We start from the raw sequence: 16348 nt of genomic DNA, 5'->3' as shown, positions 1-16348 counted from the left end.
TAGTAAGTCCATTATCCATTATCCCTTTCTTGTGGCAATCAAAATACACGCTGCAGACATTGTTTTTAAATAATCAGACACATCGCAAAATTCCACGCCTGCTGGACAAATGCGAGCTTGCACTAAAATTTAAACGCTAATACCGACCCTAAAAAAAATCCATCCTTGTGCTGTGGTATCACATCGTTGATAAAGTGACCCGTTTTGAAATATTGCACACCGATGTTATAGTTCAAAAAATCATTGATATGCCACGAAAAGGTAGTCATATATGCCGTCCCGATGTACCGTTTCTTAGCGTCGGATGATGATAACGTTAATGCACCACTGGGGCCATATATACCGTCATTCAATGAATTACGCCAGTAAAACACCAAATCCAGCGTGAAGATGAAGGGATCAGTGGGATTCCAGGTTAAGTTAGGGTGAACAGACCTCAAATTGGCCGGACCTGCCTGGGGGTTCATCCCGAAATATCCGCCATTCGGATACATGGCGTTAAAGGTTCCCATCGTGCCGTCACCGCTGGCTTTATCACCGGAAATGTAATCGGTCCGCAGTTTAACCGCAGGCAATCGCTTACTGTGTGCAAATACGTAACCGACTTCAGAGGAAAGTGCCATTGCACGAATCCGTTCGGTACCGAAGGCCCCAAATTGAAAACCGGTCTCAAAATTATAGACAAACCCAATGCCATCCTGCCAAAACCGCGTACCGAGCGTATGGCGGGATTCGTCGGCTATACCGGCATTAAACCGGGAATCGGCACGATGAATACCGAGGTAGTAGAAATCGAACAGAAGGTTTTTCGGCGTGATGTAGGTGCTGTAAATACCCCAGAGGTTGGCTTTACGGTTAGACGTGTTGTCGAAAGCACCGGTATTCACCCGGGCGTCTGCCATCACAAAGGCATCTACGTGAAGACGGGGCGAGGCATAAGCCACTTTAGCCCCGTCAAAATACAACCGGAGGTTGGGACCATCCCGTACGTCTACCAACCGCCCGCTGCCATAGCGTAGTTCCTGCCGTCCCAAACGTACCGTGAGCGTTCGGCCTGTTCGACCAAACGGTACAACATCCACAAAAAGGTTCTGTACGTTGAGCTGATCTTCATCGATGCCACGGGGTCCCCGCTTACGTCCATCTTCCAAACCGCTTCGCAGTTGGCCGAAAACACGTACCCGATTGCCCAGGTGCAAATCCGCATGAAGGTGGTAGCGCTGCAGCACAAAGACATCCCGCCCCAAGCCGTGCTCGCCCCAGTCTTCATGCAACGCGTAGTCAACCTCTCCCCGAACTTCCCCTCCCAATGAAAGATATGCGCGGCCATCTCGCGACAGCGGCGTGTATTTCAACCGGTTGTATATACCACGGGAACTGTCAGCCAACCCCGTGTAGTCTTCATCCTGGCGCATCAGCTTGAACGGCTGCGCCAGGAGCTGCGAGGATACGGACAGTAAAAAAACGCATCCTAATATATACCTCAGGTTCATTGCCGCTGGTAACCACCGAAATACTTTACCGGGCTCCAGTCTGGAAGTACCGGCAAAGGTGCGGGGGCAATTGCCCGGTAATCGTCGTCGCCATACACGATTTTGCCGTCCACAATGGTCAGCTTGGACGTAATGTTTTTGATGCGTTCATCAGGCACCTCGAAGTAATCATCATCCAGGATGATCAGATCGGCATAATAGCCTTCTTCTATTTTGCCTTTGTGTGCTTCCCTGATGAGTTCATAACCCTTGTGAGTTGCCAGGCGTAAGGCCGTGGTTCGATCCAAGGTGTTTTCTTCGGCCATGAGTTGGGTGCCGCCTACCGTTTTTCCGGTGGTGATCCAGTAAAGGGCCACCCAGGGGTTGTAGGATGCCACCCGTGTGCCGTCGGTTCCCAATCCCGTGGGAAGCCCCAGCTCCATAATGCGTTTGATGGGCGGTGCATTCAGAGCAGGTTTCCTGCCGTAACGCTGAATGAATGTTTCACCCTGGTATGCCATCCGGTGTTGGATGGCGATACCTCCACCCAGCGTCTTGATCCGTTGCAAGTTGTCCTCGCTCACAGTTTCGGCATGGTCAAAGAACCAAACCAAGCCATCGAGCGGCGTTTCCTGGTTAACTTCTTCAATCACCTTCAAAAACCGGTCAATGCTTTCGTTGTAGGTGGCGTGTAGCCGGAAGGGCCAACGATTGGTTACCAACAATTTGATCACCCTTTTCAGTTGAAATTCCATCGTAGGCGTCAGCACGGGACGGGGAAACAGGAAATTCTCGAAATCCGCGGCATCACCGACGATGTTTTCCCCGCCACCCCCTACGTAGTAATCGATTTTATTCGTTGGTTTCTCGGCGTGCAACTCCACCATGCCGATCCATCGGTTATAATCTTCGGGTTCAGATCCTTTGTTCTGCGCAAACAAAAAATAAGGCAAACGAACCGTGATCTTTCCTTGTTCGTACAGCTCATCGGTGATGCCATAATCATCCGGAAAGTTTTGAAAACCGCCACCGGCATCCATCACGCCGGTAACACCAAGACGGTTGAGTTCGGTCATGAATTGTATGGTGGAGTTAACCTCTTCTACCCGGGTCATATTGGGCAACTTGCCCAAGGTGGAATACAGGATGAAGGCATTAGGTTCGGCCACCAACAACCCCGTCGGGTCTCCGTTACTGTCCTTCTGGATCAACCCTTCCGGCGGATTTGGCGTGTCTCCTGTGATCGCCAGTTTCTCCAGCCCGGCTTTGTTAAGCCATGCCTTGCCGTATAAATACAAGATGAAGGTCGGCACGTCGCCCGTAGCTTCATTGATTTCCTCGAGGGTAGGAAGTCTTTTTTCTTCAAACTGGTATTCGTTCCAACCGCCTACCACGCGTATCCACTGACCTTCCGGCGTACGCCTGGCCTGTTCCTTCAGCAGCTGGAGCGCCCTCTTGAGTGAGGTTACCCCATCCCATCGCAGCTCCGCATTATAGAACCGACCGCCGCGGATCACGTGCATGTGGCTATCGAAAAGTCCGGGTATGACACGCTTGCCTTGGGCGTCCACGATCGTGGTGTTCGGTCCTTTGCGCGTTAGTACGTCGCTGTTCGTTCCTGTGGTCAGGATTCTGTTTTCCGATATGGCTACCGCTTGTACTTCCTGGTTTTCATCACCCAACGTAGTGACCTTTCCGTTCGTAATGATGATATCAGCTTGTTGGGCATGTATCAGGGACGCGCCCAAAAGCAACGTGCCCAGCAATAAATTTTTTGTGGTTTCCATGCTTCTCATCAAATTAAAAAAAAGGCAGGCGTGTGCCGCCCTGCCTTTTTGGGTTACAAAAAAATGATTTACTTTTTCAGCATCTCACGTGCATACTGCACGCCGATGCCGTAGGCACCACCGTATTTTACTACCAGGTCATTTACGGCCTGGTACGTTTCCTGGCGTGCCCAGTCGCGTTGCAATTCCAATAAGTATTGCAGGGACGTCATGGGTTTGGCGCCCGCCTGCACCATGCGGGTGACGGCTTGGTCGTGCGCTTCTTTGGTCACGTCTCCCGAAGCATCGGTGATTACATAAATATCATAGCCTTCATCTATTGCCGACAACACCGGGCCAACGATGCACACGCTGGTCCACAAACCCGCCATGACGATTTTCTTTTTGCCTTTGCCGGTGATTGCTTTGTGGGCGTTTACATCTTCCCAGGTGTTCATGGTGGTGCGGTCGATATAACCGGAAGTCGATTCAGGGTAGAATTCCTGGATTTCCGGGAATACCGGTCCACTGAAGGACTTTTCAGCCACCGTGGTAACCACGGTGGGGACGTTGAAGATTTTGGAGGCCCCTGCGACCAATGCGACGTTGCTTCTTAATTCGGTTGCTGAAATGCTGTGCGTAGCAAACGCCATTTGACCTTCGTGATCGATCAACAGCAAGGAATGGTTGGTCGGGTCTAACAACTCAGGGCCCGGGTTCTGAGCAATTGCTACGAATGTCACCACCCCCAATACGAACGATAAAATCGACTTTTTCATTTGTGTAAAATTAAAATATGTAGTTATTGTTTGATTAATTGCACCTCAAACACCAATTTGACATCCTCTCCGACCAAAACACCACCTGTTTCGAGCGAGGCATTCCATGTTAACCCGAATTCGATGCGGTTAATCTTTCCAGACGCAGCAACACCAACTTTCGTATTACCCCATGGATCTGTCATCAAGCCGCTGTAGGCTGTATCCAATGTCACCTTCTTGGTTACATCTTTAATGGTAAGATTTCCAGATACTTCAAACTCCCTTTCATTAATTTTCTTGATGCCGGTTGATTTGAATGTAATCTTCGGAAATTTCACCGCGTCAAAGAAGTCGGCACTTCTCAAATGATTATCCCTGTCAACGTTATTGGTATTAATAGACCCCACTTCTGCTGAAAAAGAAATTTCAGAAGTCTCAAATGCGTCACCGTCATTTTCGACGGCTGCTTGAAAGTCGTTGAACTTTCCGGATACCTTGGTAAACATCATGTGTTTTACACTGAAGCCGATTTCGGAGTGTGATGGATCTATTGTCCAGACTGATTTTGCCATTTTTTTCGTTGTTTTTTGATTATTTTTTAACTGTCATCCTGATACGACAAAGCTGCGACAACAAAATTTCCTGTTCATTTAACTGGTTTAAGAAATGAATGAATACGAAATAATTGGGTCGTTATTTGGACACAAGAAGTTAACCTCGGGCGACAGTGCTAAACTAATAGGGGTAATCACAGGTGTGGTAACTGATCTGATAGACCGTTTTCGAAAGAAAAACTACTGAGAACGTAGTATAACCATAAGGGGGAAATACATCCTGAACAATGCTGTCATATTATGTTGGCAAATCACTCCAGCCTGATAAAGACAACCAAAGTTGCTACATCCTCTTAAGTACCTGAATGCTTTCTTTCACATTTTTGCCGGATGTCAAACAGGTTGTAGACCTATTTTTACATCACCATGATTCGGCGGAGATTAGCTGCGCGTTTTATTAACCCGCGGTATAATTTCTGTGCCAATGAGTTCGATAGAACGTAACAGCTGTTCATGGCTGAGCCCCGCATTATCCATCTGAAAAGTAAACCGATTCACACCACCCAATGCCTCGCTATGCCGCAATAATTTGGCGGCTACCTGCTCCGGCCCACCTACTATCAACGAACCTTTCGGTGCCACCATGGCATCAAATCCAGCCCTGGTTACCGGTGGCCAGCCACGCTCCCTTCCGGCCTTGGTCCAGAGTTCGGCATAACCCGGATAATAGTCTGCAATAGCTTTCTCATCGCTCTCGGCTACGTAGCCAGGTGAATGCAAGCCTACCGTTAACTGGTCCGGTGCGAAGCCGGCCCGATGTCCGGCCTCGCGGTATAGATCGACCAGTGGACGAAAACGTGCCGTTTCTCCACCAATTACCGCGACCATGAGTGGCAGCCCGAGGGTGCCGGCCCTGACAAATGACGCGGGCGTACCGCCGACGCCAAGCCAAACCGGGAGTTTCTCTTGCACCGACCGTGGGTAGACCGGCTGGTTTTCCAGCGCCGGCCTGAATTTGCCCGACCACGTAACGAACTCCTGTTCGCGGATTTGCAGCAGAAGTCCCAATTTTTCTTCAAACAAGGCATCGTAATCGTTAAGATTATAACCAAATAACGGATAGGCTTCGACAGCTGAGCCTCTACCCACGACGAGCTCCGCACGACCCTTGGCGATCAGGTCAAGAGTGGCAAACTGTTGGTAAACGCGTACCGGATCGGAGGTACTTAACACAGCAACGGCGCTGGCCAGGCGTATGTTTTTCGTCCGCGCCGCAGCGGCCGCGAGGATAACCGCCGGTGCGGAGTCCAAAAATTCCTTCTTATGGTGCTCACCAATGCCATAAATGGCTAGTCCTGCCTCATCCGCGCGAACAATCCGTTCGAGCAATTGTTCCATGGCATCCACACTGCTAAGGGTATGGCTGCCGTACATCGCAGAGGCGAAACTATCGATTCCTATTTCCATTTTTTTCTTATTTTGCATATGAAACCTTCATATGCTATCCATTCAAAGTAAAACGTATTTGCTTCATCGCCCTGTTCGCATTCTTGGGTTTCAACAAGTTCTTAGTTCTTTTTTCCTATCCAACCTAAATGTGTATTTTTAAAATTGTCATTGAATTTCAGTCCGTAACCAAAAATCCTATCCATGGCCGAATGTCCAAATAAGATTACGCCTGCTAAAGTGATCAACGAGCTGCCTAGCCCAAGTCCTAAAACAAAAATGGCGATAGCGACAAACTTATGATGAAAAAAATTATACAGCCAAGCACCTATTTTAGGATTTACCAAATAGCCTATCATGGATAAATCCGGTAATAGATGGCAGGCGGGGAAAACCCACCAAGCATAGTCTAATTGACTAAATAGAAGAATTGAAAGCAGAAATTGCCCTAATTCTTCCAGTTTCAACAGGTTATTCATTGTGTTCGACATGACTGATGTTGTTAAGATATTTAATTCTTGATTTTATCCAATGATTTCTCCACAGTTGGTCCGCTGGCTGTCAGAATGTCCATGTGTTCGTGTTGCATCTCAAACGGTCAGGAAAGCGCATTAGGCGGAGGGCTCCCTGCGGGCTTACTTTTGCTTTCGGGCAAGGGAACAAATTCTTCGTTGTCCATGGGCGGCAAGTCCATTCGCCCCTGCTTCCAGTCCTCCTTGGCTTGTTCAATCCGTTCCCGCTTGCTTGAAACAAAATTCCACCAAATGAACCGGTCTCCTAAATGTTCACCGCCAAGCATCATTAATGTGGTGGGTTCTTTGGCGATGATCAATGGATCGACCCCCTTGCTAAACACCAGCAATTGCCCGGCTCGATAGGTGTTTCCATTTACTTCCACACGGCCCCGCACCACGTAAGCCCCCCGTTCGCTGTGCTCCGGGGGCAGACCGAAACGGGCGCCTTGTTCCAAGGTAACATGCACATAGAATAACGGGGAATGTGTTTTAACACTACTTTTCAAACCATAGGCCTCTCCCGCAATCAACCGCATCCATACACCTGTATCGGTGAAGACAGGCAACTGATCCGGTTTGTAATTATCAAAAGCAGGGTCGCTTTCTTCGCTTTTCTCCGGAAGAGCCACCCAGGTCTGGATCATTTCCAGCTTTCCACCGGCCAGCATCGCCGGATCTTCGAACCGTTCGCTATGGGTGATGCCTTTCCCGGCCGTCATCCAATTGACTTCTCCGGGCGTGATCACCTGCTCCACGCCCAGGCTGTCGCGATGGGTCACATTGCCGCTGAACAAATAGCTAACCGTAGACAAGCCGATATGCGGATGCGGCAGCACGTCCAGGTTACTCGCTTCGGCCACCGGGATGGTTACCGGACCACCATGGTCCATGAAAATAAATGGACCGACCATTCTACGAAGCTGGTACGGGAGAATGCGTTTTACGGAAAAACCTGCTGAAATTTCAGCTTTCCGGGATTCGATAACGATATCTAACATAACAAATTTTTTAAGGGGCCACTTATTCTGAAGTCAAACGTAAAGTTACCATTGTTACTGAATATTATTTCGTTGAAAGCCTTTTTCTTATTGTACTGATGAATTCGGGCGATACACCAAGGAAAGACGCGATGTAATATTGCGGTACTCGCAACGGCAATGACGGATACATTTCTATAAAATCAAGATAACGTTCGGTAGCAGGTTTTAGGATCGTGCCAACCAGCCGGTTTTGGAGCGCGCACAAATTCCGTTGAACCAGGTTGCGAAATAGGCGTTCAAATTTCGGCATCGTCCGGAGTAATTTTTCTTTTGCTTCCCGTGTGAAGACCAACAACTCCGTTTCTTCCAGGGTTTCGATAAAAAAGTTGGAAGGTTTCCCTTCGTAAAATGAGTCGATATCGCATACCCACCAGTCCTCCACCGCAAAACACAACGTCACTTCACAGCCATTTTCGTTCATCGCATAAACCCGCACACAACCTTTGACAATATAGCCCTCAAACCGGCAGATTTCACCGGCACGAAGTAAGGTTATTTTTTTAGGCACAGCCTTAAAATCGAGCATCCGTGTAAACGCCAATTGTTCGTTATCACTTAGCGTCGTGTATTTAGCGATATGCTTTAAAATTGCTTCATGCATGTCATCTCCTTTTTAATGCCCGAAAAGCCATTATACCTCCAGAAATTCGCCTTGATGGTTTTTCAAGTATGCATTGATTTTATGTGTGTTGCCCACGAGCCATACGATGTCATTTGCCCTTATCGTCTCCGATGAGCTGGGGTTGAGTATTCGCTTTGCATCCCTTTCGATACCCGCAATGTAGCCACCTAGGTCTTTCCGTATGCCGGAAGTTTTTATTGTTTTGCCTGCATAGGGATTAGTCTCCGTAACTCGCATTTTTGTAAGCTGGATATCGTTTACATCGATATCGTCGCCCTCGTCGGTCTGCGTGCCAGGTTGGTCAAACAGCAGCTTCAACTCGGAAATCTGTCCTTCGGTTCCCAATATACCTACTTTGTCATGCGGCAATATCCGTTGTTTACCATTGGGTAGATGGATAATCCGTTCGTTCCGGCGTATGTATACCACGGCAATACCGTATCGCTGCTTCCAGCCAAGTTCAGACAGCGTCATACCAGCAAATTGGAAGGTATCGCCGGTCTCCAGCTCGGTCACATACGCATCCCAATCCTGGAAGTGGCGCTTTGCTTCCTCATTTTTCTGCTGCAATTCGATGGCCCCCTTATTCTGGAGATAGGCCAGCCGCTCCCGTTCGTTCAGGTTTGACATGAATTGCTGCGCAATCCGCTGGTGGATTTTCTGCACCTTCTCTGAGAAAAGCCAAAGCAGCGCCACGATAATCGGAACAGCAACCACCAGCGCATACCGGGTGGTGGTGAGCTGGTCAATGAAGAAGCCGATCAGAAATATTCCTACCAGGAACCGGATGGCATGTAGCGAAATGCCTGCCAGCGAATAGTTGAGGTAATACGAAGTGACGGCGTCGTCGCCATCTTTTACGTTGATTCTCTTGATTAGGATCGCCCAAAGGAATGGTGAGGCCAATAGCGTTGCGGCACTGATCGATATCACATTGCGCCAAAGCTCTTGATGGATTTGCGACTCAAAAAAAGGAATAGCGGCATATTTGAACAGCAGCGCAATCGCCACCAGCATAATGCTGTTGATTGCCAGGATGCCATAGTACGCCCGCAACATTTTCTTCCATAATGGATTGTGCTTGTTTTGTTGGGTTTCAGCCGCATAGGCGTCCAAACGCGCTACCCATTTCGCTGGAAGTATATTTACAATCGCGTTATACAAGGGTTCCGACAATTTAATCAGGTACGGTGTGGTAAACGTGGTGATGGCCGATACCCCAACAGCTATCGGAAACAGGAATTCGGAGATTACGCCGAGTGATAAGCCCAGCGCAGCGACGATAAATGCAAATTCACCAATCTGGGCCATGCTGGATCCAATCTGTATGGCCTGCTTCAAAGGCTGCCCCGAAACCAATGCGCCCAGTGCACTGAAGAAAAATTTCCCGAACAGCGTCAGCACGGTAACGGCGATAATCGGAAACGCATAGGTATACATCGCTTGCGGATCGATCATCATGCCCACGGAGACGAAGAATATGGTGCCAAAAAGCTGTTTGATTGGTAAGGTAACATGCTCGATTTTTTCTGCCAGCACGGTTTCAGCAATCAACGAACCCATCACAAATGCGCCCAGTTCGGCAGAAAACCCAACTTGCGTGGCCAAGAGTACCATGCCGAAGCAAAGACCGACCGACAGGATGACCACGGTCTCCTCGTCCATCCATTTTTTGGTTTTTTTGATGAATGCCGGCAGCAGGTAAATCCCCACCAAAAACCACAACACCAGGAAGAAGCCAAGTTTGAGTATGGTAAACAGGATTTCCGACCCCTGGAATTGTTGCGTTACCGCAATGGTAGAGAGCAGCACCATCAGCAAGATGACGATGATATCCTCCACCACCAATACGCCAAAAACCACTTTAGCAAATTGCCTGGACTTCAAGCCCAACTCATCGAATGCCTTGAGGATAATGGTGGTCGACGAGCTGGCCAGCATACCGGCCAGGAAAAGGCTGTCCAGCTGGTTCCAACCCAGCAAATACCCGGTTAGGTACCCCCCAAGACCGACGAAAACAATTTCCACCAGCGCCGTAATGGACGCCGCGCCGCCCACCTTAACCAATTTCTTAAAACTGAATTCCAGTCCCAGACTGAACAGCAGCATGATGACACCGATCTCTGCAAACGTATCGATGTTCTCATGGTCCACGATGTTGGGCAGGTAGTTGAAATGCGGGCCGACCAAAAAGCCGGCAATGATATACCCCAACACCAGGGGTTGCTTGATCCGCTTGAAAAGTATCGTCACCAGCGCGCCCACCAGGAGGATTAGCGCCATATCTTGTATCAATTCAGGTAAATGAGCCATGGATTTGTTAGCCTATTAGGTTGTTAATGTGGTTGTAATCTTAATCGTTCCTTTTAACATCTTGGATACCGGGCAATTCTCCGCAACCCGTAATAATCGCTGTCGCACGACATCATCCGGTTGTTCCGGAAATGTGATCTTTCGCTCGAGGTAGGTTACCGCTTCCTGGTTTTCTATTCGTTGGAAAAGATTGGCCTTCACATCTATTTCCGGTATCGTCAGTCCTTTGTGATCAACGTACATCCTCAACGTTGCTAACGTGCAAGTGACCAGCGATGACAACAACAAGGTGAAAGGATCCGGACCCAGGTCTTTCCCGCCCAGTTTTTCGGGTTCATCGGCGATCAACACCCCGTTCCTCCATTGAATAGCCGTCTTATACTTTTCGGGTCCTATGGTGCCCTGCACCGGATTTTCTAACAGATACTTCATATACGTGCTAATTCACTATACTTTTTTTAACCATACGTCCGCATATTCTTCCGGATGGCGTTTGAACTGGGCCATCACATACGGGCAAAGCGGTATGATCCGCAGGTTTTCTTCCCGCGCATAGCTTACCAACTGATTAAGCAGTAATTTTGCGAAGCCAAGCCCTTCGTAGGCGTCATCGACTTCCGTATGGTATACCCTGAGCTTTCCGTCGGCAACCGAAATATCCATCTTTCCTGCTTTTTTGTCCGCTGAATAAAGCTGGACTTCGCCATACATACTGCCATCTTTAAAAACTATTTTTGCACTTTCCATGTGACCGTTCATTGGTTTTCAGGACTACTATTTTTGATACGGAGTGCGCCGGAAGGGCATTTGCCCACCTGGTCAATCAGCTCCTCCGTGGTTGCATTGGCGGTATTGATCCAGGGGCGTGCCTTGGGGTTGTACACCGCGGGCAATGTCCGGACACAAATGCCGGAATGGATACATAGTTTGGGGTTCCAAACAATGATTGTTTCGCCTTTTTCATACTCGTGTGTTTCCATGTTAGTCAAATTAGATTAGGGTGTATACGGATAAATAAGTGATCCAGATGCATACGCAGGAGGGTCGACAACGACCTGCACGCGACTATCCCTGAAGGTATCGATTGCTGGGTTGTCAATCTGCTGGAATTGCACTTGTACCACCCGGGGTTCGGCCCATTCCCCGCCTTCGCCGAAGCGCACCTTGTCAATGACGGTTTCAAATTCATTGTTTTGGCAATACGCAGCAAGCACCTCATCGTCCAGGCTCTTCGTCGCCGTTACCGCTTGCTCAAGTACCTGCAGCTGGGCATAGGCCAATGGCACCATGTAATACCCCAACGCATCCACTTGTTCGTCAACGGCCCGTGCTTGGTAGTTGGCCAAGAGATCAGTTACGCCCGGAAAATTCATTTGAGGTACAGGCACCCAATATTCGTAGTTGACAAAGCCATTCAGCAGCGGACCAAGCGCTGTTTTTACCGAAGCGCTCTGCGGACCGATCATGGCGCCGCCTACCAGTTTTGGCCGGAAGTCACTGGCATGAATGGCACGTACTAACCCAACGGAATCGTTTAAGTACGAACAGATGAAAAATAAGTCGGGATTTGCTGCCTTTACCTGTTCGACAATCGGAGTGAAATCTGTTGTTGACAGCGGGTAGGTTTCTTCGTAAGCAACCGCAAACCCATAGTTCACCGCATTTTCACGGGCACCGATTACCGGATTTTTTGAAAACTCGGCATCGGCCGAAAGGATGGCAACCGTTCCAGGCTTGGGCTGTTGGGCCGCAGCGAGCGCAAAAAAGCCTTCGGTCAGTGCGGTGTTGGGCTTCGGCCCGGTGGGAATCATCGCAAAATACTTCGTGTAGTTCAGCTTCAGGTTCACGCCCAACCCCATGAGTCCGACCAAAAACCGGTTTCGCTCCATAATCACGGGCATGGAAGCGGCCAGGGTATTCGTGCCGTAACCTCCGACGACCAGCTCCACCTGATCTTCATCCAACAGCTGTTTATAAATCCGGGCGACTTGTGAAGGATCCCCTTTGTCATCGTGACAAACCAGTTCCACTTTACGGCCAAGGAGTCCTTCGTGACGATTGATGTCCTCTTCCCAAATACGGTGGGCGAGCCGGACAGCTTTCGTGTTTTCGGCCACCGGGCCGGAAAGCGAAAGACTGTAACCAATACGGATCGGGTTATTCATTATCAATGGGTTTTAGGGTGCCCTTCATGGTATAGAAACCGCCATCCGGCAACGTTGCGTTGCTGTAAATAATTCCATTTTCATGGTCTTCCACATGCGTTACCGTTGCTCCGGATTTTTCTTTCCATGCGATCATGTATACTTGTGGGCGAACCTCAGCGATCGTAGTTTCCACCCGTTCGGAATAGCCGTTTTCGGTTAAGGCCCCTCCGTCTATGACGGTAAACACCATGGATTTGTCGGTTTCAAAATAAAGTTCGGTTTTCAGAACGCCTACATCCATAATAAATCGGTTGCCTGTTAATTTATTCTTCATTTTTGCAGATTTTTAAAAAGAAGTCATCGCATTTCCATTAGCCGATTTTGAAGCCGGGACCTCTTCCTGTACAACATCCCAGTGTTCGGCTATCTTGCCGTCTTCGAGCCTGAAAATATCCACCACGATCACCGGTGCCGGCCCCCAGCCATGCACCAGGCTATGGGTAATCACGATATCATTTTCTTCCACGATGATACCGGGCTTCCAGCTGAAATTTGCATCCAAAACAGGTAGTAGGTTTCTGAGCCCCTCATGACCATTGATCATTGATGGATTGTGCTGTTGGTAGGCTTCATGCCAATACCGTTCGATGGCTGTACCGTCTTTTTCGTGAAACAGTTCGTTCATCGCCTTTAATACGATTTCTTTATTTGTCATTTTTTTCATTTTTACGTAAATCGTTGTTGTTTCGAATATTTACTTCTGCAAGAAGGCCAACAATTCCGCATTGAATTTTTCCAGTTCTTCGAAAAACAGGCCATGTCCACTATTTTCAAATTTTACGATATACGAATCGTTGATACCCTTATTCATTTGTTCTGCCAGAGCATATTCACAGATCTTATCGTTGGCGCCGTGCAGAATGACTGTTGGGATCGTTATCTTTGCAAGATCGCCCCGTAAATCGGTATCCCGCAATGCAATTAAACTTTGTGTCGTGGCATAGGGAGACGCTTCGATATTGATACCGCCCAACCACGCAGCGATACCCGCCGGCAAAGCCGTTTCGCTTGCCCCGAAGATCTTGCCGAAGTTTTCCAACAACTGCGGTCTGTTCACTTTGCTCAAGGAGATCAGGTCATTAACATCTTCTTTGCTAAAGCCGTAATTATAGTCGTCACGTTTGGTCCAAATCGGAGCAGCGGCACCGAATAAAGCAAGCTTACTTACATGCGCACTATTGTATTTCGCGACGTAATGGATGGAGATGGCGCCGCCCATGGAAAAGCCGCCCAAGGTGGCCCCTTCGACACCTAACTTATCCAGTACCGCTTTGATATCGGCTGCATACACGTCGTAATTGTAAGCTCCGTACGGTTTGTCAGATTTACCGAAACCCCGCAGCGTAATTCCGATGACGCGGTAGCCCTTTTCCATCAAAAACTGATATTGGTATTCATACATCGCATCGCTCAGGGGCCAGCCATGGATCAGCACTACAGGCTTTCCCTCACCCCAATCGGTGATGTGTAACTTTACATTTTCCGCTACGGTAATGTATTCTTCCCTCCCTAAAGCGGCTGCATTTGTTTGTGCTGCCGCGTTGCCAGCAGCGACTGAAACGGATAAAACCATCAGTAGATTTTTTTTTGTTTTCATTTTTTGTGCGGTTATCGTTATTAATTGTGATTTATATCAATGTTGCTTTTAGCGAGATCTCCAGTTTGTAAGCGTTACTTACCGGACAGGTTTTTTCGGCCGATTGTGCCATTACCTGAAATTCTTCGTCCGTGATTCCATCGATTTTTGCAGTCAACTGTAAAACATCCCGCATGTGCTGCTGCCATCAATTCTTCGGGATTAGTACCGCTTCCGTTTTGAAAACGGGATACAAACGTATAAGGCGCTTGTTTTAAAACTCCACTTTGCGAAGTCAGGTGCCCTTTACCATCTTTAATTGTGCCGTTCCATACGGCTGTTGCTTGTTTTTGGATGTTCATAAATAGTTACTGTCAGTTATACGATATGATTTATACCTTCCCATTTTGACGATTGATCTCACCGTATTTTCCACCATAGAAGTCGCGATAGGCGTCCGCGATCTCAGCCCGGCTGTTCATCACAAACGGGCCCTCGGCAACAATTGGTTCGGTATACGGTTCCCCGCCGAACAGGAGGATGTCTGCGGCTTCCTGCAACGGGTTGTCGATGACGATCTCACCGGCAGCTCTGTCAAATTCGATGAATTCGCCCGCCTCGAATTCAAAATCATTTAGTGTCACATTCGTTGTGGGCAGGAAGGCAGCAACTTCGCTGTTCTCTGCAAAGGAAATCGTGAAATCCCGACCTGCTTCTAGCTGGATGTGGTATAGGAACTGCTCCGAATAACTGGGTATTTTAGCAATCAATTCCTCATAACCCCCGGCGATCACCTTGATCCACCCGCCGTCATTAGGCAGATTTTTCTGGGGTACTTCATGGCTTTGTATCGCCAAATATTCTGGTTTTTCTGCTTTATATTTTGCCGGCAGGTTAATCCAGAACTGGAAGCCGTGTGTTTGTTTGCTGTCCGTCTGTGAATCGGCAGTTAACGTTTCGTCGTGAAGAACGCCACTTCCTGCCTTCATCCATTGGATACCGCCGGAGTGAACGGTCGCGTGGTTCCCGGCACTGTCGAAATGGGTTGCCTCCCCGGCAATAAGGTAGGTCAGCGTTGCGATACCACGGTGGGGGTGCGCCCCGGTGCCGCGCAGGTGGCGGGAGGTTTGGAATTTCGGGGCAATATGGTCCAGAAATACAAACGGTCCTACAGCATCGGTGTATCGGTTCGCCAGCATACGATAGATGGTCAGGTCGCCAATATCCGCCCGCTGCCCTTTGCTTGAGAAGCTGGTTTTCTTTTTCATCGGGAATCAATCAAGGAATACATAAGGTGTAATACTTATTTACTGATTGCCTTCAACCGGCGTAGCTAAAAGTTGAAGCTCCCAAGCCAACGCCACACCACTTGCTCCACCGTGTTCAAATAAAAGAGGTCCCAATTGAGCAGCCGTTTCGGTACGAGCCCAGTCACGTTGCCATTCTGAAACCACGGCTATCCAAGTGATGGGTACTATGCCTACCTGCACCATCCTGCGGACAGCCATGTCATGGGCTTCAGCGCTAACTGCACCACAGGCATCTGTCACGACGAACACATCATATCCTTCGCCCAAAGCCTGGATGGCCGGCATAGCAACACAAATTTCTGTCCAAAGGCCCGCTAAAATCAGCTGCTTGCGCCCGCTTTCTTTTACGATATCGGTAACCTTTGGATCTTCCCACGTATTGATGAAGGTTCTGTTGATGGGTTTTTGTTCGGGGAATACGTCCTGTAGTCCTTTAAGGATATATCCGCCACGCTCTTCCGTAACCGTTGTCAGAATGGTAGGCACATTAAAGACCTTGGTGGCTTTAGCAAGCCCGACAGTGTTGTTAATAATCATTGTGGGCTCGTGGCTGTTCAGGTTTGCGAACTGAAAAGGTTGATGGTCAATTAACACGACGATACTGTCTTCTGGACGCAGCAAGCCTTCAAGGCCGATTTTTGGGGATTTTTTCATAACTATCTTTTCGTTTGTTCTTATGAAACAAACATAGCCCACCTTGAAAAGAACGACGTAGACATATGACGAAAAAAAACATCGACAAATGTCTACACGATAACGGTCGCGA

19 protein-coding genes are annotated in these 16348 nt (G+C 48.6%); all 19 read right to left on the bottom strand.

Annotated features, from left to right (window positions below; genetic code table 11):
* Positions 1 to 122: 122 nt before the first annotated feature.
* Positions 123 to 1493, bottom strand: coding sequence for an alginate export family protein (locus ACFOET_RS02740; protein ID WP_379019326.1), 1371 nt, complete (start codon positions 1491 to 1493; stop codon positions 123 to 125).
* Positions 1490 to 3259, bottom strand: a complete 1770-nt coding sequence (locus ACFOET_RS02735) for an amidohydrolase (RefSeq protein WP_379019324.1) — start codon at positions 3257 to 3259, stop codon at positions 1490 to 1492. The genes ACFOET_RS02740 and ACFOET_RS02735 overlap by 4 nt, the downstream gene beginning before the upstream one ends.
* A gap of 68 nt (positions 3260 to 3327) precedes the next feature.
* Positions 3328 to 4017, bottom strand: a complete 690-nt coding sequence (locus ACFOET_RS02730; RefSeq protein WP_379019322.1) for a hydrolase — start codon at positions 4015 to 4017, stop codon at positions 3328 to 3330.
* A gap of 23 nt (positions 4018 to 4040) precedes the next feature.
* A complete protein-coding gene (locus tag ACFOET_RS02725) occupies positions 4041 to 4571 on the bottom strand; it encodes a YceI family protein (RefSeq protein WP_379019320.1) in 531 nt (176 codons plus the stop codon).
* Positions 4572 to 4994: 423 nt separating this feature from the next.
* Complete coding sequence (locus tag ACFOET_RS02720) at positions 4995 to 6038, bottom strand: LLM class flavin-dependent oxidoreductase (protein ID WP_379019318.1); 1044 nt, start codon at positions 6036 to 6038, stop codon at positions 4995 to 4997.
* An 83-nt stretch (positions 6039 to 6121) separates the two neighbouring features.
* Positions 6122 to 6478: a DUF4260 domain-containing protein gene (locus ACFOET_RS02715; protein ID WP_379019316.1), complete on the bottom strand. Its 357-nt coding sequence runs from the start codon at positions 6476 to 6478 to the stop codon at positions 6122 to 6124.
* 119 nt (positions 6479 to 6597) lie between these two features.
* The gene (locus ACFOET_RS02710) at positions 6598 to 7512 is read right to left on the bottom strand and encodes a pirin family protein (RefSeq protein ID WP_379019314.1); all 915 of its coding nucleotides are present in this window, start codon (positions 7510 to 7512) and stop codon (positions 6598 to 6600) included.
* 64 nt (positions 7513 to 7576) lie between these two features.
* The gene (locus tag ACFOET_RS02705; RefSeq protein ID WP_379019312.1) at positions 7577 to 8155 is read right to left on the bottom strand and encodes a Crp/Fnr family transcriptional regulator; all 579 of its coding nucleotides are present in this window, start codon (positions 8153 to 8155) and stop codon (positions 7577 to 7579) included.
* A gap of 30 nt (positions 8156 to 8185) precedes the next feature.
* Complete coding sequence (locus ACFOET_RS02700; RefSeq protein WP_379019310.1) at positions 8186 to 10489, bottom strand: cation:proton antiporter domain-containing protein; 2304 nt, start codon at positions 10487 to 10489, stop codon at positions 8186 to 8188.
* A gap of 15 nt (positions 10490 to 10504) precedes the next feature.
* Entirely contained in the window at positions 10505 to 10921 is a 417-nt protein-coding gene (locus ACFOET_RS02695; protein WP_379019308.1) for an OsmC family protein, read from the bottom strand.
* A 15-nt stretch (positions 10922 to 10936) separates the two neighbouring features.
* Positions 10937 to 11236 (bottom strand): GNAT family N-acetyltransferase, encoded by a 300-nt coding sequence (locus ACFOET_RS02690; protein ID WP_379019306.1) that lies wholly within the window; start codon positions 11234 to 11236, stop codon positions 10937 to 10939.
* Between the two features lie 8 nt (positions 11237 to 11244).
* Positions 11245 to 11469 carry a (4Fe-4S)-binding protein gene (locus ACFOET_RS02685; protein ID WP_379019304.1) on the bottom strand — a complete coding sequence of 75 codons (225 nt, stop codon included), beginning with the start codon at positions 11467 to 11469 and terminating at the stop codon, positions 11245 to 11247.
* A 15-nt stretch (positions 11470 to 11484) separates the two neighbouring features.
* Positions 11485 to 12654: an amino acid ABC transporter substrate-binding protein gene (locus ACFOET_RS02680; RefSeq protein WP_379019302.1), complete on the bottom strand. Its 1170-nt coding sequence runs from the start codon at positions 12652 to 12654 to the stop codon at positions 11485 to 11487.
* Positions 12647 to 12970 carry a MoaF-related domain-containing protein gene (locus ACFOET_RS02675; protein WP_379019300.1) on the bottom strand — a complete coding sequence of 108 codons (324 nt, stop codon included), beginning with the start codon at positions 12968 to 12970 and terminating at the stop codon, positions 12647 to 12649. Before ACFOET_RS02675 ends, ACFOET_RS02680 begins: the two co-directional genes overlap by 8 nt.
* Before the next feature lie 12 nt (positions 12971 to 12982).
* Positions 12983 to 13351: a nuclear transport factor 2 family protein gene (locus ACFOET_RS02670; protein WP_379019298.1), complete on the bottom strand. Its 369-nt coding sequence runs from the start codon at positions 13349 to 13351 to the stop codon at positions 12983 to 12985.
* Positions 13352 to 13390: 39 nt separating this feature from the next.
* Complete coding sequence (locus tag ACFOET_RS02665; protein ID WP_379019296.1) at positions 13391 to 14293, bottom strand: alpha/beta fold hydrolase; 903 nt, start codon at positions 14291 to 14293, stop codon at positions 13391 to 13393.
* Between the two features lie 74 nt (positions 14294 to 14367).
* Entirely contained in the window at positions 14368 to 14634 is a 267-nt protein-coding gene (locus ACFOET_RS02660; RefSeq protein WP_379019294.1) for an OsmC family peroxiredoxin, read from the bottom strand.
* A 30-nt stretch (positions 14635 to 14664) separates the two neighbouring features.
* Entirely contained in the window at positions 14665 to 15540 is an 876-nt protein-coding gene (locus ACFOET_RS02655) for a pirin family protein (RefSeq protein ID WP_379019292.1), read from the bottom strand.
* A 39-nt stretch (positions 15541 to 15579) separates the two neighbouring features.
* Positions 15580 to 16236 carry a hydrolase gene (locus ACFOET_RS02650; protein ID WP_379019290.1) on the bottom strand — a complete coding sequence of 219 codons (657 nt, stop codon included), beginning with the start codon at positions 16234 to 16236 and terminating at the stop codon, positions 15580 to 15582.
* Between the last annotated feature and the right edge of the window lie 112 nt (positions 16237 to 16348).

Origin of the sequence: Parapedobacter deserti, assembly GCF_042646065.1 — a bacterium.
GTDB classification, from domain to species: Bacteria; Bacteroidota; Bacteroidia; order Sphingobacteriales; family Sphingobacteriaceae; genus Parapedobacter; species Parapedobacter deserti.
Note: the sequence above shows the minus strand (reverse complement) of the source record. Positions and strands in the feature narration are given on the sequence as shown.

Bases quoted from the DNA above. Each gene is read 5' to 3' on its own strand.
- ACFOET_RS02710 (WP_379019314.1), bottom strand. From the start codon at position 7,512: ATGTTAGATATCGTTATCGAATCCCGGAAAGCTGAAATTTCAGCAGGT.
- ACFOET_RS02690 (WP_379019306.1), bottom strand. From the start codon at position 11,236: ATGGAAAGTGCAAAAATAGTTTTTAAAGATGGCAGTATGTATGGCGAA.
- ACFOET_RS02705 (WP_379019312.1), bottom strand. From the start codon at position 8,155: ATGCATGAAGCAATTTTAAAGCATATCGCTAAATACACGACGCTAAGT.
- ACFOET_RS02660 (WP_379019294.1), bottom strand. From the start codon at position 14,634: ATGAACATCCAAAAACAAGCAACAGCCGTATGGAACGGCACAATTAAA.
- ACFOET_RS02725 (WP_379019320.1), bottom strand. From the start codon at position 4,571: ATGGCAAAATCAGTCTGGACAATAGATCCATCACACTCCGAAATCGGC.
- ACFOET_RS02695 (WP_379019308.1), bottom strand. From the start codon at position 10,921: ATGAAGTATCTGTTAGAAAATCCGGTGCAGGGCACCATAGGACCCGAA.
- ACFOET_RS02650 (WP_379019290.1), bottom strand. From the start codon at position 16,236: ATGAAAAAATCCCCAAAAATCGGCCTTGAAGGCTTGCTGCGTCCAGAA.
- ACFOET_RS02715 (WP_379019316.1), bottom strand. From the start codon at position 6,478: ATGAATAACCTGTTGAAACTGGAAGAATTAGGGCAATTTCTGCTTTCA.
- ACFOET_RS02665 (WP_379019296.1), bottom strand. From the start codon at position 14,293: ATGAAAACAAAAAAAAATCTACTGATGGTTTTATCCGTTTCAGTCGCT.
- ACFOET_RS02735 (WP_379019324.1), bottom strand. From the start codon at position 3,259: ATGGAAACCACAAAAAATTTATTGCTGGGCACGTTGCTTTTGGGCGCG.
- ACFOET_RS02720 (WP_379019318.1), bottom strand. From the start codon at position 6,038: ATGCAAAATAAGAAAAAAATGGAAATAGGAATCGATAGTTTCGCCTCT.
- ACFOET_RS02740 (WP_379019326.1), bottom strand. From the start codon at position 1,493: ATGAACCTGAGGTATATATTAGGATGCGTTTTTTTACTGTCCGTATCC.
- ACFOET_RS02700 (WP_379019310.1), bottom strand. From the start codon at position 10,489: ATGGCTCATTTACCTGAATTGATACAAGATATGGCGCTAATCCTCCTG.
- ACFOET_RS02670 (WP_379019298.1), bottom strand. From the start codon at position 13,351: ATGACAAATAAAGAAATCGTATTAAAGGCGATGAACGAACTGTTTCAC.
- ACFOET_RS02655 (WP_379019292.1), bottom strand. From the start codon at position 15,540: ATGAAAAAGAAAACCAGCTTCTCAAGCAAAGGGCAGCGGGCGGATATT.
- ACFOET_RS02685 (WP_379019304.1), bottom strand. From the start codon at position 11,469: ATGGAAACACACGAGTATGAAAAAGGCGAAACAATCATTGTTTGGAAC.
- ACFOET_RS02730 (WP_379019322.1), bottom strand. From the start codon at position 4,017: ATGAAAAAGTCGATTTTATCGTTCGTATTGGGGGTGGTGACATTCGTA.
- ACFOET_RS02680 (WP_379019302.1), bottom strand. From the start codon at position 12,654: ATGAATAACCCGATCCGTATTGGTTACAGTCTTTCGCTTTCCGGCCCG.
- ACFOET_RS02675 (WP_379019300.1), bottom strand. From the start codon at position 12,970: ATGAAGAATAAATTAACAGGCAACCGATTTATTATGGATGTAGGCGTT.